Annotated in this window: 18 protein-coding genes and 2 pseudogenes; 11 read left to right on the top strand and 9 right to left on the bottom strand. The window is 72.8% G+C overall.

All coding sequences use genetic code 11. From position 1 onward, the window contains the following. Window positions 1–100 precede the first annotated feature (100 nt). Window positions 101–1690: a GMC oxidoreductase gene (locus ACZ7FF_RS16890; RefSeq protein WP_470812961.1), complete on the bottom strand. Its 1590-nt coding sequence runs from the start codon at window positions 1688–1690 to the stop codon at window positions 101–103. Window positions 1691–1788: 98 nt separating this feature from the next. Beyond that, the gene (locus tag ACZ7FF_RS16885; RefSeq protein WP_470812960.1) at window positions 1789–2700 is read right to left on the bottom strand and encodes a cyclase family protein; all 912 of its coding nucleotides are present in this window, start codon (window positions 2698–2700) and stop codon (window positions 1789–1791) included. A gap of 774 nt (window positions 2701–3474) precedes the next feature. Here ACZ7FF_RS16885 and ACZ7FF_RS16880 point away from each other — a divergent pair. The 7 genes from ACZ7FF_RS16880 (at window position 3475) to ACZ7FF_RS16850 (ending at window position 14125) form a co-directional block, all read left to right on the top strand. After that, window positions 3475–3969 carry a hypothetical protein gene (locus ACZ7FF_RS16880; protein ID WP_470812959.1) on the top strand — a complete coding sequence of 165 codons (495 nt, stop codon included), beginning with the start codon at window positions 3475–3477 and terminating at the stop codon, window positions 3967–3969. A gap of 375 nt (window positions 3970–4344) precedes the next feature. After that, entirely contained in the window at window positions 4345–6927 is a 2583-nt protein-coding gene (locus tag ACZ7FF_RS16875) for a Pls/PosA family non-ribosomal peptide synthetase (protein WP_470812958.1), read from the top strand. Window positions 6928–6940: 13 nt separating this feature from the next. Beyond that, entirely contained in the window at window positions 6941–10198 is a 3258-nt protein-coding gene (locus tag ACZ7FF_RS16870) for a non-ribosomal peptide synthetase (protein ID WP_470812957.1), read from the top strand. 42 nt (window positions 10199–10240) lie between these two features. Continuing rightward, window positions 10241–11245, top strand: coding sequence for a TauD/TfdA family dioxygenase (locus tag ACZ7FF_RS16865; protein WP_470812956.1), 1005 nt, complete (start codon window positions 10241–10243; stop codon window positions 11243–11245). Continuing rightward, window positions 11242–12315: a 2,3-diaminopropionate biosynthesis protein SbnB gene (sbnB, locus tag ACZ7FF_RS16860; protein WP_470812955.1), complete on the top strand. Its 1074-nt coding sequence runs from the start codon at window positions 11242–11244 to the stop codon at window positions 12313–12315. The genes ACZ7FF_RS16865 and sbnB overlap by 4 nt, the downstream gene beginning before the upstream one ends. Window positions 12316–12350: 35 nt before the next feature. Next, complete coding sequence (gene sbnA, locus ACZ7FF_RS16855; protein ID WP_470812954.1) at window positions 12351–13388, top strand: 2,3-diaminopropionate biosynthesis protein SbnA; 1038 nt, start codon at window positions 12351–12353, stop codon at window positions 13386–13388. Between the two features lie 98 nt (window positions 13389–13486). Continuing rightward, window positions 13487–14125 (top strand): DedA family protein, encoded by a 639-nt coding sequence (locus ACZ7FF_RS16850; RefSeq protein WP_470812953.1) that lies wholly within the window; start codon window positions 13487–13489, stop codon window positions 14123–14125. 24 nt (window positions 14126–14149) lie between these two features. Here the strand turns inward: ACZ7FF_RS16850 and ACZ7FF_RS16845 are convergent. Continuing rightward, a pseudogene (locus tag ACZ7FF_RS16845) lies at window positions 14150–15601 on the bottom strand (amidohydrolase); the annotation flags it as partial. On the opposite strand from ACZ7FF_RS16845, the pseudogene ACZ7FF_RS16840 reads away from it, so the two are divergent. After that, a pseudogene (locus tag ACZ7FF_RS16840) lies at window positions 15521–15799 on the top strand (nitrate reductase); the annotation flags it as partial. The pseudogenes ACZ7FF_RS16845 and ACZ7FF_RS16840 sit on opposite strands and share 81 nt — an antisense overlap. 7 nt (window positions 15800–15806) lie before the next feature. On the opposite strand, the gene ACZ7FF_RS16835 reads toward ACZ7FF_RS16840, so the two are convergent. Beyond that, window positions 15807–16301 carry a hypothetical protein gene (locus ACZ7FF_RS16835; RefSeq protein WP_470812952.1) on the bottom strand — a complete coding sequence of 165 codons (495 nt, stop codon included), beginning with the start codon at window positions 16299–16301 and terminating at the stop codon, window positions 15807–15809. A gap of 79 nt (window positions 16302–16380) precedes the next feature. Here ACZ7FF_RS16835 and ACZ7FF_RS16830 point away from each other — a divergent pair, with 79 nt between their 5' ends. The 3 genes from ACZ7FF_RS16830 (at window position 16381) to ACZ7FF_RS16820 (ending at window position 18499) form a co-directional block, all read left to right on the top strand. Then, a complete protein-coding gene (locus ACZ7FF_RS16830) occupies window positions 16381–16728 on the top strand; it encodes a VOC family protein (protein WP_470812951.1) in 348 nt (115 codons plus the stop codon). A 97-nt stretch (window positions 16729–16825) separates the two neighbouring features. After that, entirely contained in the window at window positions 16826–17185 is a 360-nt protein-coding gene (locus ACZ7FF_RS16825) for a DUF779 domain-containing protein (protein WP_470812950.1), read from the top strand. Between the two features lie 75 nt (window positions 17186–17260). After that, the gene (locus tag ACZ7FF_RS16820; RefSeq protein WP_470812949.1) at window positions 17261–18499 is read left to right on the top strand and encodes a phosphodiester glycosidase family protein; all 1239 of its coding nucleotides are present in this window, start codon (window positions 17261–17263) and stop codon (window positions 18497–18499) included. Window positions 18500–18515: 16 nt separating this feature from the next. On the opposite strand, the gene ACZ7FF_RS16815 is transcribed toward ACZ7FF_RS16820, so the two are convergent. From ACZ7FF_RS16815 to ACZ7FF_RS16795, 5 genes are all read right to left on the bottom strand, one after another. Continuing rightward, complete coding sequence (locus tag ACZ7FF_RS16815; protein WP_470812948.1) at window positions 18516–18710, bottom strand: hypothetical protein; 195 nt, start codon at window positions 18708–18710, stop codon at window positions 18516–18518. A gap of 101 nt (window positions 18711–18811) precedes the next feature. Next, window positions 18812–19675, bottom strand: a complete 864-nt coding sequence (locus ACZ7FF_RS16810) for a phosphatidylinositol-specific phospholipase C/glycerophosphodiester phosphodiesterase family protein (RefSeq protein ID WP_470812947.1) — start codon at window positions 19673–19675, stop codon at window positions 18812–18814. 158 nt (window positions 19676–19833) lie between these two features. Then, on the bottom strand, window positions 19834–20916 hold the full coding sequence (locus ACZ7FF_RS16805; RefSeq protein WP_470812946.1) for an acyl-CoA dehydrogenase family protein: 1083 nt from the start codon (window positions 20914–20916) through the stop codon (window positions 19834–19836). Beyond that, window positions 20913–22097: an acyl-CoA dehydrogenase family protein gene (locus ACZ7FF_RS16800; RefSeq protein WP_470812945.1), complete on the bottom strand. Its 1185-nt coding sequence runs from the start codon at window positions 22095–22097 to the stop codon at window positions 20913–20915. Before ACZ7FF_RS16800 ends, ACZ7FF_RS16805 begins: the two co-directional genes overlap by 4 nt. Then, window positions 22094–23059: an NADPH:quinone oxidoreductase family protein gene (locus ACZ7FF_RS16795; RefSeq protein WP_470812944.1), complete on the bottom strand. Its 966-nt coding sequence runs from the start codon at window positions 23057–23059 to the stop codon at window positions 22094–22096. The genes ACZ7FF_RS16800 and ACZ7FF_RS16795 overlap by 4 nt, the downstream gene beginning before the upstream one ends. Window positions 23060–23129: the final 70 nt, after the last annotated feature.

The following is a 23129-nucleotide window of genomic DNA, read 5'->3' as shown; positions in this document are numbered from 1 at the left end:
CAATCACCGGGTGGCCGTACCCGCATGCCGCGGCGGACGCGGTTGCGCTGCCCGGCTGAGGAACTTCGCCCGGTCGGACTCCGGGGCGGGGCGGCGGGCGTCAGCCCAGCCGCCGCAGCAGGTGGTCGCCCACGCGGAGGGCGTTGGCGATGGCCGTCAGGGACGGGTTGACCGCGCCGATGCTCGGGAAGAAGCTCGTGTCCACCACGTAGAGGTTGTCCAGGTCGTGGGCCTTGCAGTCGAGGTCCAGCGCCGAGGAGGCCGGGTCGGTGCCGAAGCGCACGGTGCCCGCCTGGTGTGCGGTGGCCCCGATGGGCATGCCCTTGTGCAGGTAGATGCTGCGGGAGAGCAGGCGGTGCTCGTGCATGCCGAGATGGCCGAGCATGCGCTGGAGCTTGTGCCGCAGGCGCTCCAGGCCCGCGATGTTGTTCGATTCGTCGAGCGTCAGCCGGATGCGGCCGTCGGCCTCCAGGGTCACCCGGTTGTCCGGCCTCGGGAGGTCCTCGCCGCACAGCCAGAAGTCGACGGCGTGGTGGGCCAGGACCTCAAAGGGCATGTCCGGTGCCACCGATCCGGCCCAGCGCGGTGCCTGGCCGTGGATCTGCTCGGAGTCGGACTTGCCGAGCATCTGGATCCCGCCGAGAGGGTACTCGAAGTCGTCCGCGCCCAGGTACCAGTCGTGCAGGGCGAGCGTCTTCTGGAACTGGGTGTCGTTGGGCTCCTTCGAGATGGCCATCAGGGCGAGGTTGTTGTGGCGCATGTAGTTCCGGCCGACCACGTCCGAGCTGTTGGCGAGGCCCCGGGGGTGTTTGTCGTCGGCCGAAGCGAGCAGCAGCGCGGCGGAGTTGACGGCCCCGCAGGCCACGACCACGACGTCCGCCGAGAAGCGGGCCTCCTCGTCACCGGGGAGCCGGGCGACGACGGTGGTGACGCTGCGTCCGGTCGGGTCGGTCTCCAGTCTCGTCACGCGGGCGTGGGTGACCATGTCCACGTTGGGGTGTTCCAGCGCCGGCTCCACGCAGATGACCTGCGCGTCGGACTTGGCGCGGACCAGGCAGGGGAAGCCGTCCACCCGGTCGCAGCGGATGCAGGCGCTGGTGTGCGTGGCGCCGCCGTACTCGTCCTGGGTGAGGTTGACCCCGATCGGCAGGTGGAAGGGGTGCAGCCCCTGCTTCTCCAGGTCGTGGCTCAACTGCTCGATGCGCGGCTCGTGTTCGACCGGCGGGTAGGCGTACTGCGCGCTGCTCGGCCCTTCCCACGGATCCTCGCCGTGCCGGCCGTGCACCAGGTAGAGGTGCTCCGCCTCGGTGTAGTACGGCTCCAGGTCCTCGTAGGCGAGCGGCCAGGCGGGCGAGACGCCGTCGTGGTGGCGGAGTTCACCGAAGTCCTCGGGGCGCAGCCGGAACAGGGCCGCGCCGTAGAACTTGGTGTTGCCGCCGACGTAGTAGTTCACCTCGGGCGGGAACTCGTTGCCGTGTCTGTCGAGCCAGAACTCCGGGGCCCGGTACTTGGCCTTGACGAACACGGCCGTGGAGTCCCAGTTGTCGCGCTCGCGCCGCAGGTAGCCACCGCGTTCGAGGATGAGCACCCGTTTGCCGGAGGGGGCGAGGCGGTGGGCGATGGTGCCGCCGCCGGCACCGGTGCCGATCACGATGACGTCGTAAGGGGGCAGGGCGTCCACGGCAACCACCGTCCTTGTCGTGCGGTCCGACCGGTGCGGGCTTCGCCTCTTCGAACGTACGCGCCATACGGCGGTGCGGCACCTGGAACGGGCGGCGCCGGCCCGGGTCAGAGAACGGCGACGGGGTTCACCGGCGAGCCGGTGGCGGCCGGCAGCCGCAGCGGCGCGACCACGCACAGGAAGTGCCAGCGTCCCCGCTGTTCGCACACCGGTACCAGTTCCTCGAAGTCCAGGTAGTCCAGCAGGTACAGCCCCATGGCGTTGACGGCCAGCACATGCACCGGGAACCCGATCCCCGGCACCGCGCTCGGCGCCGTGTCGCTGTTGCCGTCCGAGCCCAGGACGGACACCTGGCGCTCGGCCGGGAAGTCCATCGCGGTGGGGTGGAGTCCCGCCCGGGCCCGCGCGACGTCCCAGGCGCCGAGCGTCCGGCGGCGCAGACGGTGCCCCAGGCGCACGAACAGCAGATCGCCGGGTCCGACCGTGGTCCGCTGTGCGGTCTCGGCCGCGGCCAGCTCCTCCGCGGTCACCTGGTCGCCGGGGTCGAGCCAGGGCACGCCGCGCAGACGCGGGATGTCCAGCAGCACACCGCGGCCGACGATGCCGTCCCGCACGAGATCGAGGCTCAGGGACTCGGCACCCTGCGGTGTCACGGTGCTCGCCGGGACCCCGCCGTACAGCTCGCCGTCGAAGATCACGTGGCACAGGGCGTCGAGGTGGCTGTCGACGTCGCCGTGCACGTTCATGGCGAACCGGTCGCGGGCGAACACGAGTCCGTGCTCCGTGTCCTCCCGGGCCGTCGGTGCCGTCATCCGGTGGGACGCGGGCTCCGGGCTGTCCGGGCCGGGCCGGGTCTCGACGGGCGCGGCCAGTGACACCGTGCGCCCTGAGCGGACCTCGGCGGCGGCCGCCACCACCCGCTCGGGCGTGAGCCGGGCCGGCGCGCCGCGCGGCTCCCCGCCGGCCGCGGCCTGGTCCCGGAGCCGGCGGTACAGATCGCGGAAGGCCGCTTCGGACATGGGCGTCCCGGGATCCATGGGTTGCTGCCGCGAAGTCATCGGGAACCCCTCCTCGTCCGCACCGGCCGGTGCTCGGGGCCGTCGTCCCAGGTGGCGGCGGGCCGGCCGTCACGAAGCCGCTCACGGCCGCGAGGATCACCACGGGGACCATCGCGGCGCTGCCGAGCACCAGGACGACCAGCGGCACGCTGCTGACCGGGAGCCGCAGCGCGGCGGCGCCATGCCCGCCGCCATGCCGGGGAGCCCGCCGCGGGCCCGAGGAACAGCGACGGAAAGACGGGACCGCCCCGGAGGCTGCCGAGGCAGCGTGCGCACGCCGCTCCCTTGCAGAGCAGGGTTCCTCCCGCGTTTCGGCCCGGATTCGCCTGCGGTGCGTCGAACTCCTCGGCGCGCCTCTCGTCATTGGAGCACCCGCTCGCGGGCCCCGCACGTCCGGGACGGGCCCCGCAGGTCCGGGCCCGGCGGGCGTCCGGGGTTCCGGGCCGGGCGCGCTTCCGGCAGCCGCCGTCCGGGGTGCCGACGTGGCCCGGGCGTCCACCCGATCCGCCGGGTGCCGGCGTAGCCCGGGCATGTGCCCGATGTGCCGGTGGCCGACGTGGCCCGGGCATCCGCTCGATGTGCCGGTGGCCGACATGACCCGAGTGCCCCACCCGGTGTGTGCCGCGGGCCGTTCGGGTGCCGGTGGGGCCCGGGCGCCGCACCCGGTGTGCGGGGCACGGCCGTGCACTCTTCACTGGAGGGAACAGGTCGTTCCTAGGTCACGGGAGTCGCGTCATGACAGACCATTGGAGACGGGGTGCGGCGGCGGCGTTGCTGGCCGCGGTCGCGATCGCGACGGCCGGGTGTTCCGGCGGTTCCGGGAACACGTCCGGCAACGCGAGCAAGGCGGCCTCGGCGGCCGCCTCCGCCGCCTCGTCCCTCGCCTCCCGGGGGACCGACGCGCTGGCCTCGGCCTCGGCGGAGGCCAAGCGCAAGCTCGACGAGGCCAAGGGCGGGGTGAACGCGAAGGACGAGGTGACCCTCGGCTCCGCGGCCGTCGGCGCCGACGGCCGCGCCGCGGTCAAGGTGACCGCCAAGAACACCGCGGGCTCCGCCAAGTCGTTCGCCGTCCAGGTCAACTTCACGGACAAGAGCGGCAATCTGCTGGACGTCACCGTGGTGACGGTCAAGGACGTGGCCGCCGGCGCCACGGGCGAGGGCACGGCCCAGAGCAACCGCAAGCTGACCGGCGAGGTGAAGGCGGCCGTGGGCACGGCCCTGCGCTACTGACCGCCGCCCCGCCCCCGTACGACTCCCCGGCTCCGCCTCGGCCACCGGCCGTGGTGGCGGCGCCCGCCGCCACCACGGCCGGCTCGGCGTGCCCGGGGACCGGGGGCCGGGTCCGGCGCCCGCGAGGCGTGTCGCCGCCTCGCATTCGCTCGTTGTTCCCGGCGCGCGCAAGCCGCATGAGTGAACCGCCATTCGGGTGAACCGTAGGGCGCTCAAACCGTGCGGGACCACGGGAGACGGTCTCATCGGGGATATCTCGCGAGCATGTGCGATCGCTTCGAAGTGGCACACCTGCCGTTGAGCTGTCCAAACTGAACTCGCAGTTGGTGATCAGGAATGAGCATGCGCGATCCAGAACGTTTTTCAGGAGATCGAATGGTGGAGCAGTCCTCCGAGATCGATATAAACGGGCCGGACGCACGTGCCGTCACCTTGAACGGCGCCGGCCCGACCCCCGCGGACACCGAGCGACAGCTCGCGGTCGCCCTGGCCGAGCTCGTGAACACCGAGCACGTCCCGGTCGACAGTCACTTCTTCGCCGATCTCGGCGCCAACTCCCTGGTCATGGCCCAGTTCTGCGCACGGGTGCGCAAGCGGGCGGACCTGCCCTCCCCCTCCATGCGGGACATCTACCGGTATCCCACGATCCGGAGCCTGGCGGCCGCGCTCACGGAGGCGCCCGCGCCGGTGGATGCGCCGGCGACCGCGCCGGTGGCGCCCCCGGCGCCGCCCACGCCGGCGACACGCGCGAGCCGGCTGAACCACATTCTCTGCGGCACGGTCCAGTTGCTGGTCTTCCTCGGATATTCCGTCGTCTCGGGGTTCGCCACCGCCACGGGTTACGAATGGATCGCCGGCGGTTCCGGGCTCGCCGACATCTATCTGCGGTCGCTGCTCTTCGGGGGCATCGGGTTCATCGCCCTGTGCGCGTTCCCGGTCATCGTGAAATGGACGCTCGTCGGCCGCTGGAAATCGACGGAGTTTCCCGTGTGGGGCCTGGCGTACCTGCGCTTCTGGCTCGTCAAGGTGCTGCTCCACGCCAATCCGATGATCTTCCTGGTCGGAACCCCGCTGTACGTGATGTACCTGCGGGCCCTCGGCGCACGGATCGGCAAGGGGGTGACGATCCTCTCCCACTCCGTCCCGGTCTGCACCGACCTGCTGACCATCGGCTCCGGCACGGTGATCCGCAAGGACTCGTTCTTCCTCGGCTACCGGGCCTACGCCGGCCGCATCCAGACCGGCGGCATCACGCTCGGCCGGGACGTGTTCATCGGCGAGAAGACGGTCGTGGACATCGACACCGCTATGGGCGACGGCGCGCAGCTCGGCCACTCCTCGGCGCTGCACCGGGGCCAGACGGTCCCCGACGGCCGGCGCTGGCACGGCTCTCCCGCGGAGCCCACGGAGACCGACTACGTCAGGATCGCGCCGGCCAGGTGCGGCACCGCCCGCCGGACCTGGTTCGGCCTCGGCACGCTGCTCCAGATGTTCCTCGTCTACATCCCGCTGGCCGTCGGCGGCATCTACATGCTGTTCACCGAGGTACCGGCGATCGGCAAGCGACTCGACCCGCAGACGGCCCCGTTGACGCGCTCGGAGCTGCTCTCCGACGCGCTGGTGCTGTCCGTCGTGCTGTTCTTCGGGTTCGTCGTCCTCGGCATCGTGACCCTGTACACGGTGCCGCGGCTGCTCGGACTGGTCGTCAAGCCCGACAAGGTCTATCCGCTCTACGGGTTCCACTACGCGCTGCAGCGGACGACGGCCCGCCTGACGAACGTCAAGTTCTTCGCCTGGCTCTTCGGCGACAGCTCCTACATCGTGCACTACCTGCGGGGGCTGGGGTACGACCTGTCACGGGTCGAGCAGACCGGCTCGAACTTCGGCACCGAGGTGCAGCACGAGACGCCTCTGCTGGTCTCCGTCGGCAGCGGCACGATGGTGGCCGACGGACTCTCCATCGTCAACGCCGACTTCTCCAGCACGTCCTTCCGCCTCGCCCGGGTGTCGATCGGCCCGCACAACTTCCTCGGCAACAACATCGCCTATCCGGCGGGCGGCAGGACCGGCGAGAACTGCCTGCTCGCGACGAAGGTGATGATCCCCCTCGACGGCGAGGTCCGCGAGGGCGTGGGGCTGCTCGGTTCGCCGTGCTTCGAGATCCCGCGCACGGTGGAACGCGACGCGCGGTTCGACCACTTCAGGTCCGGCGACGCGTTCCGGCGCCAGCTCGCCGCGAAGAACCGCTTCAACCTCCGCTCGATGGTCGCCATGCTGCTCGCGCGGTGGCTGCACACCTTCGCGCTCACCCTGTTCGGTCTCGCCTCGGTGGACCTGTACGGCGTGGTCGGGCACCTGGTGATCGGCGGGTACCTGGCGTTCACGCTCGCGTTCTCCGCCGCGTACTTCATCCTGGTGGAGCGCTGCATCGGGAGGTTCCGCGCGCTGCGCCCCCAGTTGTGCTCCATCTACGAGCCGTACTTCTGGTGGCACGAGCGGCTGTGGAAGGTGCCCGACCAGTTCCTCAACATCTTCAACGGCACCCCCTTCAAGAGCCTGGTCTGGCGGCTGATGGGCGTGCGCATCGGCCGCCGGGTGTTCGACGACGGCTGCTACCTGACCGAGCGGACGCTGACCACCATCGGCGACGACTGCACCCTCAACGTCGGCAGCAAGATCCAGTGCCACTCGCAGGAGGACGGCACCTTCAAGTCCGACGGCACCACGCTCGGCGCCGGCTGCACGCTGGGCGTCGCCGCCCATGTGCACTACGGCGTGACCATGGGCGACGGCTCCGTGCTGGCCCCCGACTCCTTCCTCATGAAGGGCGAGGAAGTCCCCCCGAACGCACGGTGGGGCGGCAATCCCGCGGTGGACATGCCGGAGGCCGACGGCCCGTCCGGCGCCGTCCGCCGGGCCCCGTCACAAGCCGGCGCCACTGCGACGAACGTGAGCTGAGAAAGGCCGATCGATGGGAACGCGCGTGGAAGCGGACCGGGAGTTCTGGAGCCGTGTGCTGACCGCCGGCGGTGCCACCACGGTGCCCCGGTGGGTGCCGGAACCGGTTCCGGGAGCGGCCGAGCACGAGGTGCAGGTGCCAAAGGACGTGGCGGAGGCGGTGCGTGACCTGGTCCGCCACCGGGACGTGCCGGTCAGCGCGCTGCTGCTGGCCGCGCACGCGAAGGTGCTGGCCGCGCTGTCCGGCGAGCCGGAGGTGGTGACCGGCTACACCACCGGGGTGCGCGGCGAGCCGCTGCCGTGCCGGCTGGCGGTCCCCCGCGGCTCGTGGCAGGACCTGGTGGCGGCCGCCGAGCGCGCCGAGGCGGAGGTGCTGGCGCACCGGGAGTTCCCGGTGGAGAAGCTGCGGCGCGAACTGGGCGTGACGGAGCCGCCGTACGAGGTCGTGTTCGGGCCCATCGGGGCCGACGAGGACCACGCCGACGACGGCGTCCTGCATGTGCGCTGGTCCGACCGCGGCGGACGGCTGACGCTGCGCCTGCGCCACCGCACGGACGTACTGGACGCCGCGGCCGCGGCCCGGGTCGGCGGTTACCACCTGACGGCCCTCCGGCTGCTGGCGGCCGACGCGGACGCGGACCACACCCGGCAGAGTCTGCTGTCGGCCGACGAGGTGCACGAGCAGCTGGAGGCACTGGCCGGGCCCCACCGGCCGCTGCCGGACGCACGCGCCCACGAGCTGTTCGAGCAGCGGGTACGGACGCACCCGCGGGCCGTGGCGGCCGTGCACGGCACCCGGGAGTGGACGTACGAGGAACTCAACCGGCGCGCGAACCGGCTGGCGCGGGCGCTGCTGGAGCGGGGACTGGGCCGCGAGGGCGTGGTCGCCGTCGTCACCGAGCGCAATCTCGACTGGCTGGCGGCGACGCTGGCGGTGTTCAAGGCGGGCGGCGCCTACCTGCCGGTCGAGCCGCACTTCCCGGCGGGCCGTATCGCGGCGACGCTGTCCCGGGCGGGCTGCCGCCTCGTCCTGACCGAGACGGGCAGCACCGACACCCTCGACCAGGCCCTCGCCTCCGTACCGGGCGCCGAGAAACTGCTGGTCGACACGGCGTACGCGGAAGCCCACGACGACGGCGACCTCGGCGTGCGGGTCGACGCGGACCAACTGGCCTACATCTACTTCACGTCCGGCTCCACCGGCGAGCCCAAGGGCGCGATGTGCGAGCACGCGGGCATGCTCAACCACCTCCACGCCAAGATCGACGACCTGGGGATCGGCGAGGGCTCCGTGGTGGCGCAGACGGCCCCGCAGTGCTTCGACATCTCCCTGTGGCAGCTGGTGTCCGCGCTGCTGGTCGGCGGGCGCACCCTGCTGGTCGAGCAGGACGTGATCGTGGACGTGGAGCGCTTCTGCGACACGCTGGTGCACGGCCGGGTCGCCGTGGCCCAGGTCGTGCCCTCCTATCTGGAGGTCGTGGTCTCGTACCTGGAGCGGCACCCCCGCGCACTGCCGGACCTGCGGTGCGTGTCGGTGACCGGGGAGGCGCTCAAACGGGAGCTGGCGCAGCGCTGGTTCGCCATCCAGCCGGGGATCAGGCTGCTCAACGCCTATGGGCTGACGGAGACTTCGGACGACACCAACCACGAGGTCCTGGACGGGGTGCCCGACCGGATCCTGCTCGGGCGTGCGGTCAACAACGTGCGCGTCCTCGTCGTGGACGAGCATCTGTCACTGGTGCCGCTGGGCGCCCCCGGGCTGATCGCGTTCTCCGGTGTCTGTGTGGGCCGCGGCTACGTCAACGACCCCGAGCGCACCCGCGAGGCCTACCGCACGGACCCGTACCGGCCCGGTGAGCGGCTCTACCTCGGCGGGGACTGGGGACGCTGGCACCCGGACGGCAAGCTGGAGTTCCTCGGCCGCCGGGACAACCAGGTCAAGATCCGCGGCTTCCGCATCGAGATCGGCGAGATCGAGAACTCGCTGCTGCGGGTGGACGGGGTGCGCGACGGCGCGGTGGTCGTCACCGAGCGGGCCGGCGGGAACAAGCACCTGATCGCCTTCTACACCGGCGGCCGCCTGCGGGCGGAGGCGCTGCGCGAGGAACTCGGCACGGTACTGCCCGCCTACATGGTGCCCTCGGCCTTCCACTGGCAGGAGGGGCTCCCGCTGACCGCCAACGGCAAGATCGACCGAAAGGCGCTGACCAGGCTGGCCGAACAGACGGCGCCCGCCGCCGAGGAGGACGTGCCCGCCGAGGACACGCCGCTCAGCCCGGCCGAGCGGAGGCTGGCCTCGGTCTGGGCCGGGCTGCTGGGCGTCCCCGAGCACCGGATCCGCCGCACCGACCACTTCTTCGACTCCGGCGGCACCTCGCTGACCGCGGTCAGGCTCACCATCGCGCTCGACCGCGCGGTGTCCCTGAAGGACATCACCCGGCACCCGGTGCTCGCCGACCTGGCCGGTCTCCTCGACGGGGCGACCCGGCAGCACGGCGAGCTGTTGCAGCCGCTGGCGGAGACCGACGGCACGCCGGAGGGAACGCTGGTGTGCTTCCCGTACGCGGGCGGCAACGCGGTCAACTACCAGCCGATGGCGAGCGCGCTGGCGGGCAGCGGCCTGGCGGTCCTCGCGGTGGACCTGCCCGGTCACGACCTGGCCGCGCAGCACGAGCCGTTCGCCTCGATCGCGCAGGTGGCCGAGCAGGTCGCCGCCGAGATCACCGCGCGCGGACTGACCCGGGTGATGCTGTGGGGCCACTCCTCGGGCGCCGCGCCCGCCGTCGAGACGGCCAGGCTGCTGCAGAAGCGGGGCGTGCGGGTGACACGGGTGTTCCTCGGCGCGCAGCTGCTCGGCACCGCCGAGGAGCGGCGCGCGGCCGTCACCGAGCTGACGGGCCGCGGCGACACCGAGATCGCGGCACGGCTGACCTCGGACAGCGGCTACACCGAACTCGCGGAGCTGAACGGGCCGCACGCCGAGCACATCGGCGCCGCGTACCGCCACGACTGCGTCTCCGCGCACCGCTACTTCTGCGCGGCCCTGGAGACGCCGCCGCGGGCGAGGCTGTCCGTGCCGGTCACCGTCGTCGTCGCGGCCGACGACCCGCACACGGCCGGCCACGACCGGCACCACCGGGACTGGCTGCTCCTGGCGGACCACGTCGATCTGCACGAACTCGCCGACGGCGGCCACTACTTCCCGCGCACCCGGCCCACCGAGGCGGCGCAGGCCGTGCTGCGCGCCGCCGTCCCCATGGCCACGTCCTGAGCCCCGATGAACCTCCAGACGGGCAACCGAAAGGATACGGAGATGCCGTTCTCATCCCTTGCAGCACCGCTAGAGGTGGAGCTGCGGCCCGACAGACCGGCGCTGTTGCGCGTCGGTCCCCCGGGCGACGTCCCGGGCTGGGCAGCCGAGTACCGCGAGGCGCTGCGTGCGCAGGTCACGGAGCACGGGGCGCTGATGGTGCGCGGTCTCGGGCTGCGGGACGCGGACCAGGTCGGTGCCGTCCTCACGGCGCTCGCCGGTGAACTCATGACCGAGCGGGAGCCGTTCGCCCCGCGCGAGGCGTACGGCCGGGGGGTGTACGCCTCCACGACGTGGCCGGCGAACCAGCCGATGTGCATGCACCACGAGCTGAGTTACACGCTGGAGGTGCCCGGTCTGATGCTCTTCGCGTGTCTGACCGCCCCCGGCGACGGCGGGGCGACCGCGGTGGCCGACGCCGAACAGGTGCTGCAGGCGCTGCCCGCCTCGCTGACCGAGCGGTTCGAGCGTGAGGGCTGGCTGCTGACCCGCACCTACAACGACGAGATCGGGGCGTCCCTGGAGGAGTCGTTCGGCACCGGCGACCGCGCCGAGATCGAGCGCTACTGCCGGGCCAACGCCATCGACTTCACCTGGCGGTCGGACGGTTCGCTGCACACCGAGCAGCGCCGCAGCGCCGTCGTGCGGCACCCGGTGACGGGCAGGCGCTGCTGGTTCAACCAGATCGCCTTCCTCAACGAGTGGACGCTGGCCCCGGAGGTGCGCGAGTACCTGGTGGAGGAGTACGGCGAGGACGGGCTGCCCTTCAACACCCGCCACGGCGACGGCAGCCCGATCGGCGAGGAGGTGGTCGAGCTGCTCAACACGACCTATGAGGCGCACACCCGGCGCGAGCCCTGGCAGGCCGGTGATCTGCTGCTCGTGGACAACATCCGTACCGCGCACAGCAGAGAGGCGTTCACCGGAGAGCGGCAGGTGCTGGTCGGCATGGCCGAGCCCCGCCGGCTGCCCGACGGCTGCCCGACCCCGGAGGCGAGCGAGCGATGACCGATCTGCTGTCGACCGCCGGCCGGGCGGCCGCGCCCGGCCGTGATCCGGTGCCGACGTTCTCCGTGATCTCCGGCGAGCAGGTGCAGCGGGCCCTGAGCGGGCACGAGAAGGAGCTGGTGGAGCTGGTCGAGGCCACCTACCGGCTGCACGGTGCCGGGGACTCGGTGAATCCGCCGTCGTACTTCCTGCGCTTCCCCGACCGTCCCTCGGCGCGGATCATCGCGCTGCCGGCCTCCGTCGGCGGGTCGGTCCACGTGGACGGCGTGAAGTGGATCTCCAGCTTCCCGGAGAACGTGAGCGCCGGCCTGCCGAGGGCCTCCGCGGTCCTCATCCTCAACGACCCCGTGACGGGCTATCCGTTCGCCTGCCTGGAGAGCTCCATCATCAGCGCCACCAGGACCGCGGCGTCCGCCGCGCTGGCGGCCGACTGGCTCAGCCGCAGCCGGGCCTCCCGCCCCACGCGGGTCGGGTTCTTCGGCACCGGGCTGATCGCCCGGTACATCCACACCTTCCTGGCCGGCACCGGCTGGACGTTCGAGGACGTCGGCGTGCACGACCTGTCCGCGGACAGCGCCGAGGGCTTCAGCGGCTATCTGCGCCAGTCCGGCGCGGGCGGCCGGATCACCGTCCACGACAGCGCCGAGGACCTCGTCCGCTCCAGCGAACTCGTGGTCTTCGCGACCGTGGCGGGCAAGCCGCATGTCACCGACGCGGCGTGGTTCGGCCACAACCCCCTGGTCCTGCACGTGTCCCTGCGGGACCTCTCCCCCGAGATCCTGCTCGGCTCGGCCAACTTCGTCGACGACGTCGAGCACTGCCTGAAGGCCGACACCTCACCCCACCTGGCCGAACAGCGCACCGGCGACCGGGACTTCCTGAACGGCACGCTCTACGACGTGATGCTGGGACGGGCCGCGCCGCCGACCGACCGGCCGGTGATCTTCTCACCCTTCGGACTCGGTGTCCTCGACCTCGCCGTCGGCAAGTACGTCTACGACGAAGTATCCCGGGCGGGCAATCTCCGCCTCATCGAAGACTTCTTCCACGACCTGCGCCGCTACGGCTGAGGCCGTTCCCTCGGCCTGGCACCAGGAGGCCCGCCGTGCCTGTCATTTCCGCTCCTTACGCCTTCAACGAGGGCCATCTCTTCGTGGACCTCGAGTCGATCTGCGGACAACCCCTCTTCCTGAAGTGCGAGGGCTTCAACTTCGCCGGCTCCATCAAGCTGAAGGCGGCGAACGAGATGGTGGAGAGCGCCGAGGGTGACGGAATCCTGAGGCGGGATTCCGTGCTCGTCGAGTCCTCGTCGGGCAACCTCGGCGTCGCGCTCAGCATGATCGCCGCGAGCAAGGGTTACCGGTTTCTGTGTGTGACGGACTCCCGTTGCAACCTGTCGACCAGACTGCTGATGGAGGCACTGGGCAGCGAGGTGCACGTCATCGCCGACCAGGACTCCAACGGTGGGTTCCTCGGCACGCGGATCGAGTACGTCCGCCAGCTGTGTGCGTCCGACGACCGGTACGTCTGGCTCAGCCAGTACACCAACGCGGGCAACTGGCGGGCGCACTACCGCACCACGGCCCCGGAGATCGCCGCCCAGTTCCCGCGGCTGGACGTCCTGTTCATCGGCGCGGGTACCACCGGCACGCTGATGGGCTGCGCCCGCTACTTCCGTGAGTGGCAGCGGCCCGTGCGGATCGTCGCCGTGGACAGCGTGGGCTCGGTGGCCTTCGGCGGCGAGCCCGGCCGCCGGATGATCCCGGGCCTGGGCATGAGCATGCGCCCGCCGCTGCTCGACGAGTCCTTCGTGGACGAGGTGATCCGGGTCGAGGAGGCGGACACCATCCGGATGTGCCACCGCCTGGCCAGGCGCGGCTTCCTGTTCGGCGGCTCCACCGGGACCGTGGTCAGCGGCGCGGCGGACTGGCTGGCACAGCACGACCCCCGCGGTCTGACCGCGGTGGCCATCGCGCCGGACCTCGGCGAGCGCTATCTGGACACCGTCTACCAGGTCAACTGGCTCCAGGACCTGTACGGCGACCACGTCCTCGACACGGTACGGACGGACGAGGAGGTGGACACGGTGTCCGAGCAGGTCGAGTCCGCACCCCCGGCGCCGGGCTGTCGGCACGAACCGTAGGAGCGCACGGAGGGCGGCCCCCGGGGCAGGCGGTTCGGCGGCGGGCACGCGATGCTGGTGAGCGAGTGACCCTGCGATGACGCCAGGAGGCTCGGCCGGTGATCGCCGTCAATCCGCTGGACAGCGCCTCGGTGCTGGCCGCCTTCGGCGCGCTCGGGGTGCTGGCGGTGATCTTCGCGGAGTCGGGCCTGCTGGTCGTCGGCTTCTTCCTGCCCGGGGACACGCTGCTGTTCCCGGCCGGTGTGCTGTGCGCCGGGAGCGCCGGGCAGCCGCCGCGGCTGGCACTGTGGCAGGTGCTGGTGTGCGCGGCCGTCGGGGCGGTGGCCGGTGGCCAGGTGGGCTATCTCATCGGGCGGCACGGCGGGCGGGCCCTGCTGGCGCGCTCGTCCAGCCGCCGACTGAAGGGGGCGGCAGGGCGGGCCGAGGGCCTGCTGTGCCGGTACGGGTACGGCAAGGCGCTGGTGATCGGCCGGTTCGTGCCGCTGCTCCGGTCGGTCCTGCACCCGGTGGCGGGGGCGCTGGAGGTGCCCACGCGGACCTTCACGCTCTGGCAGTGCGTGGGCGGGGTGCTGTGGTCACAGGCCCTCGTCCTGGCCGGATACACCCTGGGCGCGTCCGTCCCCCAGGTGGACGACTATCTGCTGCTGCTGGTCGCCGTGGTCGTGGTCCTGTCGATGCTGCCGCTGCTGGTCGAGGCCCGCCGGGAGCGGCGCGAGCGGCGCGAGTCCGAGGGGTGAACCCGCACCGTCGCGGGCGCGCTGCAGTCCGGCGGCCCGATGGGTGGGCCGCCCCGCCACCACCGTGAGCAGCACCGGCAGCTCGGCCAGGTCGGTGTCGGGCGCCTCCGGCGGGTCCTCGGCCAGCACCGTGAGGTCGGCGCGGTGGCCGACGGCGAGCCGCCCGGCGTGCCCTTCCTCCCCCGCCTCCCAGCCGGCGTTCACGGTCATCGCCCGCAGAGCCTGCAGGGCGGTGAGCGCCTGGTCGGGGCCGTGCGGCGGCAGGGACAGATCGGCGGGGCGGCGGTGCCGGGCGCCGGCCATGACCTGCAGCGGCGGGTACGGCGCGATGGGCCGGTCGGAGCCGAGGACCACCCGGGCTCCGGCCTCCCCCAGGTCACGGCAGCGGAACGCGCGCGCCGCGCGCTGCTCACCGAGCCGCCGCGACCAGTTGTCGGTGTGGTCCGCCCGGGTGAACTCGCAGCAGTGGGTGGGCCGCATGGACGCGGCCACGCCGAGGGGCGCGAACCGCCGTACGGTGTCGTCCGGGACGGTCTCCATGTGTTCGACGCGGTGGCGCACGGCGCCCGCGCTCTCGGCCTGTGCCTTCTCGACGTGGGCGTGCGCCGACTCGCCGTGGCAGTCGGGGGTCTCCAGCCGGGCGGTGCCGTTGTCGACGGTGCCGTCCATGAACGCCTTCACGCCCGCCACCCGCCACAGCGCGCCGCCGGTGCCCTGCATCCCGGCGAGTGCCGCGACCGCGTCGTCGTCCGCCTCGGGGCGGGACCAGGGGGCGATGCGCAGCCGCAGCGGCAGGGCGTCCTCGGTCTCCAGCGCGGCGTAGACGGCCAGGCTGTCCCCGCCTGCGTCCATGGCGTGCCCGCCGGTGAGGCCGGTGGCGGCCGTGGCGCGCAGCACCTCGGCGGCACGGGCCCGGACCTCGGCCTCGGTGGGCCGGGGCGCGACGGCCTCGGCGAGTTCGCAGGCGGCGTCCTCCAGCAGCAGACCGGTGGGCCGGCCCGTGTCGTCGCAGACGATCTCCGAGCCCTGCTCGAAGGTGCGCGGTCCGTCGATGCCCGCGAGTTCCAGCGCCCGCTCGCCGGCCGGCAGCGAGTGGGCGTCGAAGAGGGCGAGGAGGGCGGGGAGGCCGTCGAGGACCGGGCCGAGTGCGGCGTTGCCGACCGGCGCCGTGCCGAAGGCGTTGGGGTCCAGGCTCCAGCCGCGCAGCCAGGCGCCGGGCCGCAGGTCCCGTGCCGCCTCGGCGAGCGCGGTGCGCAGGGCCGTCAGGTCGCGGCAGGCGGACAGGTCGACGCCCATGGTGCGCTCCGCGCCGGAGACCGGGTGCAGGTGCCCGCCGGTGAGCCCCGGGGTGACGACGGCGCCGCGCAGGTCCGCCACCGTGCTGCCGGGTCCGGCGCCACCGACATCCTGCTGCGCCGCAACCGCTACGACGGCCCCGCCCTCGCCGACGAGTCCCCCACCGGGCCCTTCTGGCACACGGCGGGCGTCAACTGGTCCGGCGCGGGGGCCCTTGCGGCGGGCGTGGCCGCCTCCGCCGTGTGCGTCGACACCGTCTACACCGGCCCCGTGGCCGCCGCGCTGGGCGGAGTGGACCTGTCGCTGCCGGTGGGCCTGGTGGTGGCGTCGGCGGTGTACGCGCTGCTGGTGCGCGGCCGCCGCTCCACGGCCGCGTGACAGGAAGTCAGCGCGGTCCGCGGGCCCTGCGCGGCTTCCGGTTCGGGCGGCGGAGGCGGTGGACGGTGTCCAGCTCTCCGATCGCCGCGCGCACATGCGGCGGGTCCCCGGGGCCCTGGCCTCCGGCGCACCACCAGGAGGGCCGTCCGGCCTCCTCGCGCACGTGCATGCCGAGCCCGTGGAGGGTGCACAACGGCCACGCCTGCCACAGGAGTTCGGTGACCGTGTCCTGCGCGGCTTCGGCGACGGCCAGGAGCGTCGCGGCGGCGGACGGCACCGCCACCAGGCAGTTGCCGTGCGAGTCGCCGCCGGCCAGCGCCACATGGACCGCCTCGGGCCCGCCCTCCTCCCCTGCCGGCCACGCGATGAGGCACAGCGGCCGCTCCTCGGGCAGGGTCACCGCCAGGTCGCGGTTGACGGCCGCCAGCGCCTCGTCCCAGAGCGGGTGTTCGCCGGGCGGCACGAAACGCCGCTCGGGCCACGGCGAGGGGAAAGGACGCATGCCCGCATCCTCTCAGCCGGGCCGCCGGGCTAGTGTGGCCGCCCGTCCGCACCCGACCACCGAACAGGGGAGCCGCGAGATGCAGGTACGTCGTGTCGTGCCCAACCTCCGGTCGACCGCGCTGCCCGAGAGCGCGGAGTTCTACGGCGTGCTCGGGCTGGAGGAGGTCATGAACCACGGCTGGATCATGACCCTCGCCTCACCCGGGAACCCGGCCGTGCAGCTCAGCCTCATGAGCGAGGACCGCACCGCGCCCGTCGCCCCGGACCTGAGCATCGAGGTCGAGGACGTCGACGCGGCGTACGCGGCGCTGCGGCAGCGCGGCGCGGAGATCGTGCACCCGCTGACCGACGAGGAGTGGGGCGTACGCCGGTTCTTCGTACGGGACCCGAACGGCCGTGTGGTGAACGTGCTCGGCCACCGCTGACCCGTTCGGAACGGGGAACGACGCGGTGTGGACGGGCTCCTGGGGGAACCGTGAGACTGGGTGGGATCCGACACCCCCGGCTCCCCAGGACGGTGACATGGAAGACGAAGTCCCCCGCGTCGAACTCACCCCGCAGGCCGCGGAGTTGGTGCGACGGCTGCATGCCGAGCACGGTCCGCTGATGTTCCACCAGTCGGGCGGCTGCTGCGACGGCAGCGCGCCCATGTGCTACCCGGACGGCGAGTTCCGCACCGGCGGCTCGGACGTGCTGCTCGCGGAGCTGGCCGTCGAGGGTGTCGAAGAGCCCGTCACCTTCTGGATGTCCAGGAGCCAGTACGAGGCGTGGAGCCACACCCGGCTGATCGTGGACGTCGTACCGGGCCGGGGCAGCGGTTTCTCCCTGGAAGCACCCGAGGGGGTGCGTTTTCTCACCCGTTCTCGCGTAGTCGACGCCTAGTCCGCCCGCAGGCCGTCCCCGTCTGGTGCACTGCCCCTGAAAGCAGGGTCAGTTGACGAGACATCAGGGGGCACGGTGACCAGACGAAGCAGGCGTGCGGCAGCGGGCAGAGCGGGTCTCACGGTGGCCACGGCGTTCGGCCTGCTGGCCGGCGCGGCCCTGGCGGGTGCGGCACCGGCGGGTGCCGCACCGGCGGCCCGGAACATCGCGCCGGGTGTCGGCTACCGGCAGTTCGACGTCGACGCGGCGGCCGGCACGGCACACGCCCATCTGCTCACGGTCGACCTGGGCAATCCCCACGTCCACGTCGACCTGCTGTACCCGGGCGCGGTCGCGGCCCGGGCCACGGTCTCCCGGCTGGCGGACTCGGCCAGGGCGTTCGCGGGGGTCAACGGGGACTTCTTCGACATCACCGAGACGCAGCACCCGGGTGTCGAGGCCACCGGCGCGAGCGTCGGACCGGCCGTCGCCGACGGGAAGGTACTCAAGGCCGCGGTGCCGAACGGCCAGCGGTTCGGGCCCGCGTTGCCACCGGGGACGAACACCCAGGAGGTCTTCGGCGTCGGCATCGACCGGCGGGCCCGCCTCGACCGCCTCTCCCTCGTCGGCTCCGTGCGGACACCGCACGGCAAGCTGCCGCTGAAGGGACTCAACCAGTACGCGCTCGCCCAGAACTCCGTCGGCGCCTTCACCTCCCGCTGGGGAAGCGCCTCCCGGAGGCGCGCCGTCTGCGGCACCGACACCGACCGGGCGGCGGCGTGCAGCACCGACACCCGAGAGGTGCGGGTGCGGGGCGGCCGGGTGGTCTCCGCCTCGGACACCCCGGGCAGCGGTGCCATCGCGGCGGGCACCACGGTCCTGGTGGGCCGGGAGGAGGGTGCGCGGCAGCTGCGGGGGCTCGCGGTCGGGGACGCGGTGACCGTCACGCACAAGCTGGTCGCGGCCAGGTCCCGGGTCCCGTACGCCTTCGTGATCGGCGGCTTCCCGGTCCTGCGCGCCGGCAGGCCGCTGCCCGGACTCGACGACGCCACCTCCGCGGTGCGCACGGTCGTGGGCTTCGAGGACGGCGGACGGAAGCTGCTGATCCTGGCGCTGGACGGCGCCGCCGCCTACCGCACCGGCATGACGGTCGCCGAGGAGGCCGCCACCATGCGCTCCCTGGGTGCGTCCGACGCGTTCAACCTCGACGGCGGCGGGTCCAGCGAGCTGGTCACCCGGGACGCGGGCGCGACCGCGGTGACGGTCCGCAACCACCCGAGCGCCGGTGCCGAGCGCCCCGTCGCGAACGGGGTCGGCGTCTTCGAGACCCCGTGAGCCGGTCTCCCGGGCCTCAGGGCCGCAGGCTGCCCACCAGGTCGGCCGTCGCGGTGAGCCCGCTGTGGATGGTGGGCGCCATGCTCGTGCCGGCCAGATAGAAGCCGAGCAGCATGCAGACCAGGGCGTGGGAGACCTTCAGCGCGCCGTTGCGCATGAAGATCACGGCCAGGATCAGGAGCAGCAGCACCACAGAGATGGAAACGGCCATCGGGAACCTCCTCCGCCACGCCCATGAACGGCGTTCGGCCGCAAGTGTGGCGTAGCGGAGGGTTCGTCCGGGCGGCTGACGTGTCCTCCGATCGTGTGGTGTTACGCGGAGGGGCGGGCGTCGAGGAAGGCCTGCAGGCCCGCGAGGTCGTCGGTGTTGAGCCAGTCGACGCCGGCGGCGAGCAGCTCGGTCCACAGGGCGTCCCGGGCCGCGCCCGCGGTGTCGGGGGTGACCCAGAACCGGACCTGCTGGCCGCGCTCGTGTGCGGTGCCGGTGATGTCGCACAGCTTTTGCCGCTCGGCGTCCGGGAACGGCCCCTCGCCCGCCCAGCTGAAGTTCAGCGTCCAGTTGTCGCTGATCAGCGGGATGAAGGAGGCGGGGGCCGTGCTGCCGAGGTCGCTGAGCCGGCCGTCGTAGAACGCGCGCCGCTCGGTCTGGGCCTCCATGGGGCCGCGGGCGGCGCGGTCGCCGGAGACGACGGCGGTGACGGGGGCGGGGTGGACCCGGCCGTGGGCGTACCGGGTGAACAGGTGCGGGTAGCGCCTGAGGTGGCGGTCGAGTTCGAGGTACGTGGCGGAGCCCTCGGTCTTGATGTCGACGAGGAGCTGCACCGGCCGCCTGTGGCCGCGGTAGACCGTGCCGTGGTTGGCCTTCACCCGGGCGGCGAGCGGGTCGAGGTAGAGGGATTCGAGGGTGCGGGCCGGGTCCAGCTCCGAGGCGTCGTGGCCGACGAGGAGCTGGTCGCCGACGAGGAAGATGTCGGCCTCGACGCTGCCGAAGCGGTGGTCGAGGGCGTCGAACAGGGGCCGGGGGTGCTCGTAGTCGTTGTGGGCGTGGGCGTGCCACAGGGGGTGCGGGCCGGGCCGGGCGTCGGCCGCCCGGGCCTGCGCGGCGGGGAGGGTGACGACGCCGGCGAGCGCGGTGCCGAGGCTGGTGAGGGCTCTGCGACGGGTGGTGAGTGCCATGCTCTGCCTCCCTTGCGGTACCGGATGGGACCGAAAGGGAGTATGCGTGCGACCGTCGCCCAAGTACCCGTTCCTCGCGAGTAGTTGGCTGGGTATTCACCTCCCTGGCGCACAGGACTGAGGCCCGCCCGGGCGGGGCGGGCCTCGTACGCCCTGGGTCAGGGCGCCTGGAGGTCGGCCAGTGCGGCCAGGGCCTCGCGGTGGGCGCCCGCGGTGCCGTAGGCGATCGAGTCGGCCTTGGCCCGTTTCAGGTGGAGGTGGACGGGGTGCTCCCAGGTCATGCCGATCCCGCCGTGCAGCTGCAGCGCCTCCTCGGCGGCGTGCACGGCGACGGGGCCGGCGTAGGCCTGGGCGACGGCCACCGTGATGTCGGCGTCCTCGCCGGTGGCCAGGGCGTCGGCGGCGGCCCGGGCGGCGGCGCGGAGGTTGACGACCTCCAGCCACAGCTGGGCGAGCCGGTGCTTGAGCGCCTGGAAGCCGCCGACCGCCCGGTTGAACTGCTTGCGGTCCTTGAGATAGCGGACCGTGTCGGTCAGCACCCGGTCGGCGATGCCGAGTTGCTCGGAGGCGAGCAGTCCGGCGGCGGCGCGCAGGGCCCGTCGTACGGCGGGGCCGGCGTCGCCGACGCGGCGGCCGGCCGCGCCGTCGAGGGTGACGGTGGCGAGGGGCCGGGTCAGGTCGAGGGAGACCTGGGGGGTGATCGTCACGGCGTCGGCGGCGACGGCGTACAGGCCCCCGTCGTCGGCGGGGACGAGCAGCACGTCGGCGACGGCGGCGTCCGCGATGCCGGTCAGCTCGCCGTGCAGGGCGCCGCCTTCGAGACGCACGGTACGGACACCGGCACCGGGGGCCGAGTGCAGCCCGACCGCGAGGACGCCGATGGTGCGCCCTGCGGCCAGCTTGCCGAGAAGCTCCTCGTCACCGCAGGCGAGCAGCGCCTCGGTGGCCACGACCGCGCTGGTGAGGTACGGGACGGGGGCTACCGCCCGGCCCAGTTCCTCCAGGACCACGGCGACCTCGCGGTGGGAGGCGCCCTGGCCGCCCTGCGCCTCGGGCACCAGCAGTCCGGCGAGGCCCATGCCGTCGGCGAGGGACTTCCACAGGGCGAGGTCGTGCGGGGCGTCCGACTCGGTGCGGGCGATCACGTCGGCCGGGGGGCAGTGGTCGTCGAGCAGGTCGCGGACGGCGGCGCGCAGCGCCTCTTCCTCCTCGGAGTAGAGGAGATCCGGCTGTGTGCTCATCGGGCCAGGTCCTTCCAGGCGACGTCCTTGTCGGTGCGGGGCTCGGAGGGCAGGCCGAGGACCCGTTCGGCGACGATGTTCAGCAGGATCTCGCTGGTCCCGCCCTCGATGCTGTTGCCCTTGGCGCGCAGATAGCGGTAGCCCGTGTCACGGCCGGTGAAGTCGACCAGCTCGGGCCGGCGCAGGGTCCAGTCGTCGTACAACAGGCCCTCGGCGCCGCGCAGTTCCACCTCCAGGCCGCTGATCTCCTGGTTGAGGCGGGCGAAGGCGAGCTTCATGCCCGCGCCCTCGGGGCCGGGCTGGCCGACGGAGAGCTGCTGGCGCAGGCGTTCCCCGGTGAGGCGGACGACCTCGGCCTCCACCCACAGTTGGAGCAGCCGCTGGTGCAGGTCGTGGGTGCGCAGCTCCGGGCGCGCGCGCCAGGTCGCGGCGACCGGGCCGATCATGCCGCCCTCGCGGGGCAGCCGCATGCCGCCGATGGCGACGCGTTCGTTGTTCAGGGTGGTCTGAGCGACCCGCCAGCCGTCGCCGGTCTCGCCGAGCCGGCGGGAGTCGGGGATGCGGACGTCGGTGAGGAAGACCTCGTTGAACTCGGCCTCGCCGGTGATCTGGCGCAGCGGCCGCACCTCGACGCCCGGGTCGGTCATGTCGCAGACGAAGTAGGTGATGCCCGCGTGCTTGGGCACGGTCGGGTCGGTGCGGGCGATGAGGATGGCCCAGCGGGCGTTGTGCGCGCCGGAGGTCCACACCTTCTGCCCGTTGACGACCCAGTCGCCCCCCTCCTCACGCACGGCCCGGGTGCCGAGCGCGGCCAGGTCGGAGCCGGCGCCGGGCTCGCTGAACAGCTGGCACCAGACCTCCTCCCCCACCCACAGCGGCCGCAGGAAGCGCTGCTTCTGCTCCTCCGTGCCGTACTTCAGGATGGTCGGCGCGGCCATGCCGAGCCCGATGCCGTTGCGGCGCGAGTCGTTGTCGGGGGCGCCCGCGGCCTCCAGTTCGGCGTCCACGACGGCCTGGAGGGAACGCCGGGCGCCGAGCCCGCCGAGGCCCTCCGGATAGTGCACCCAGGCCAGGCCGGCGTCGAAGCGGGCGCGCAGGAAGTCGAGGCGCTCGGTCCGGGTGGGCGGGTGCGCGGCCAGGAACTCCTGTGTACGGCGCCGCAGTTCGGCTGCGTCGGTCATGCCGCCTCCTCCGTCACCACGGCGATCCGCCCGGTGGACCGGCCGTCGGCCACCTTCTGCACGGCGGCGGCGGCCTCGCCCAGCGGCACCCGCTCGCTCACCAGCGGCTTGATCGCGCCCCGCGCGGCCAGCTCGGTGAGCTGCTCGTGGCAGTGCTGGACCAGCTTGGGGTTCTTGGTGTTGTACAAGCCCCAGTGGAGGCCGACGATCGAGTAGTTCTTCACCAGCGCGTGGTTGAGCGCCGGGGCCGGGATGGTTCCGCCGGCGAAGCCGACGACGACGATCCGGCCCTCGAAGGCGACCAGCTTGGCGGACTGCGCGTAGGCCTCGCCGCCGACGGGGTCGTAGACCACGTCGGCGCCCCGGCCGCCGGTGGCCTCCTTCACGGCCGCGATGACGTCCTCGGCGCGCCGGTCCACGACCACGTCGCAGCCCAGCTCCCGCGCGACGGCCGCCTTCTCCGGGCCGCCGACCACGCCGATCACGGTGGCGCCCGCCGCCTTGCCCAGCTGTACGGCGGCACTGCCGACGCCACCGGCCGCGGCGTGCACCAGCAGGGTCTCCCCCGCCTCCAGGCCGGCCCGGCGGTGCAGCCCGAACCAGCCCGTCTGGTAGCCGATGTGCAGGGCGGCGGCCTCCGCGTCGTCCAGCGACTCGGGCGCGGGCAGCAGGGCACGGGCGTCGGCGACGGCGTACTCGGCGAAACCGCCGTACGGCAGTGCCGGGTTGGCGATCACCCGGCGGCCGTCCTCGGTCTCGCCGCAGATCTCCACCCCCGGCGTGAAGGGAAGGGGCGGACGCACCTGGTACTGGCCCCGGCACAGCAGCGCGTCGGGGAAGTTGATGTTGGCGGCACGCACGCGCAGCAGCACCTGGCCCTCACCGGGCGTGGGCCGCTCCACCTCGGCCAGGCGCATCACCTCGCTCGGCTCGCCGTTCTCGTGCACTTGCCATGCCTGCATGCGGGGCCTCCACGGACTGCTTCGTCTGACCGGGTTCCGTTCGCATACTAAGCGGTCGCTTGCCGATCGG

Source organism: Streptomyces sp. NPDC037126, from assembly GCF_055605965.1.
Note: the sequence above shows the minus strand (reverse complement) of the source record. Positions and strands in the feature narration are given on the sequence as shown.

What these genes read in the sequence shown, in the direction of transcription:
- ACZ7FF_RS16880 (WP_470812959.1), top strand. Translation starts at nt 3,475, where the DNA reads ATGACAGACCATTGGAGACGGGGTGCGGCGGCGGCGTTGCTGGCCGCG.
- ACZ7FF_RS16810 (WP_470812947.1), bottom strand. Translation starts at nt 19,675, where the DNA reads ATGGCACTCACCACCCGTCGCAGAGCCCTCACCAGCCTCGGCACCGCG.
- ACZ7FF_RS16875 (WP_470812958.1), top strand. Translation starts at nt 4,345, where the DNA reads ATGGTGGAGCAGTCCTCCGAGATCGATATAAACGGGCCGGACGCACGT.
- ACZ7FF_RS16815 (WP_470812948.1), bottom strand. Translation starts at nt 18,710, where the DNA reads ATGGCCGTTTCCATCTCTGTGGTGCTGCTGCTCCTGATCCTGGCCGTG.
- ACZ7FF_RS16830 (WP_470812951.1), top strand. Translation starts at nt 16,381, where the DNA reads ATGCAGGTACGTCGTGTCGTGCCCAACCTCCGGTCGACCGCGCTGCCC.
- ACZ7FF_RS16805 (WP_470812946.1), bottom strand. Translation starts at nt 20,916, where the DNA reads ATGAGCACACAGCCGGATCTCCTCTACTCCGAGGAGGAAGAGGCGCTG.
- ACZ7FF_RS16885 (WP_470812960.1), bottom strand. Translation starts at nt 2,700, where the DNA reads ATGTCCGAAGCGGCCTTCCGCGATCTGTACCGCCGGCTCCGGGACCAG.
- sbnB (WP_470812955.1), top strand. Translation starts at nt 11,242, where the DNA reads ATGACCGATCTGCTGTCGACCGCCGGCCGGGCGGCCGCGCCCGGCCGT.
- ACZ7FF_RS16870 (WP_470812957.1), top strand. Translation starts at nt 6,941, where the DNA reads ATGGGAACGCGCGTGGAAGCGGACCGGGAGTTCTGGAGCCGTGTGCTG.
- ACZ7FF_RS16795 (WP_470812944.1), bottom strand. Translation starts at nt 23,059, where the DNA reads ATGCAGGCATGGCAAGTGCACGAGAACGGCGAGCCGAGCGAGGTGATG.
- ACZ7FF_RS16825 (WP_470812950.1), top strand. Translation starts at nt 16,826, where the DNA reads ATGGAAGACGAAGTCCCCCGCGTCGAACTCACCCCGCAGGCCGCGGAG.
- ACZ7FF_RS16835 (WP_470812952.1), bottom strand. Translation starts at nt 16,301, where the DNA reads ATGCGTCCTTTCCCCTCGCCGTGGCCCGAGCGGCGTTTCGTGCCGCCC.
- ACZ7FF_RS16865 (WP_470812956.1), top strand. Translation starts at nt 10,241, where the DNA reads ATGCCGTTCTCATCCCTTGCAGCACCGCTAGAGGTGGAGCTGCGGCCC.
- ACZ7FF_RS16800 (WP_470812945.1), bottom strand. Translation starts at nt 22,097, where the DNA reads ATGACCGACGCAGCCGAACTGCGGCGCCGTACACAGGAGTTCCTGGCC.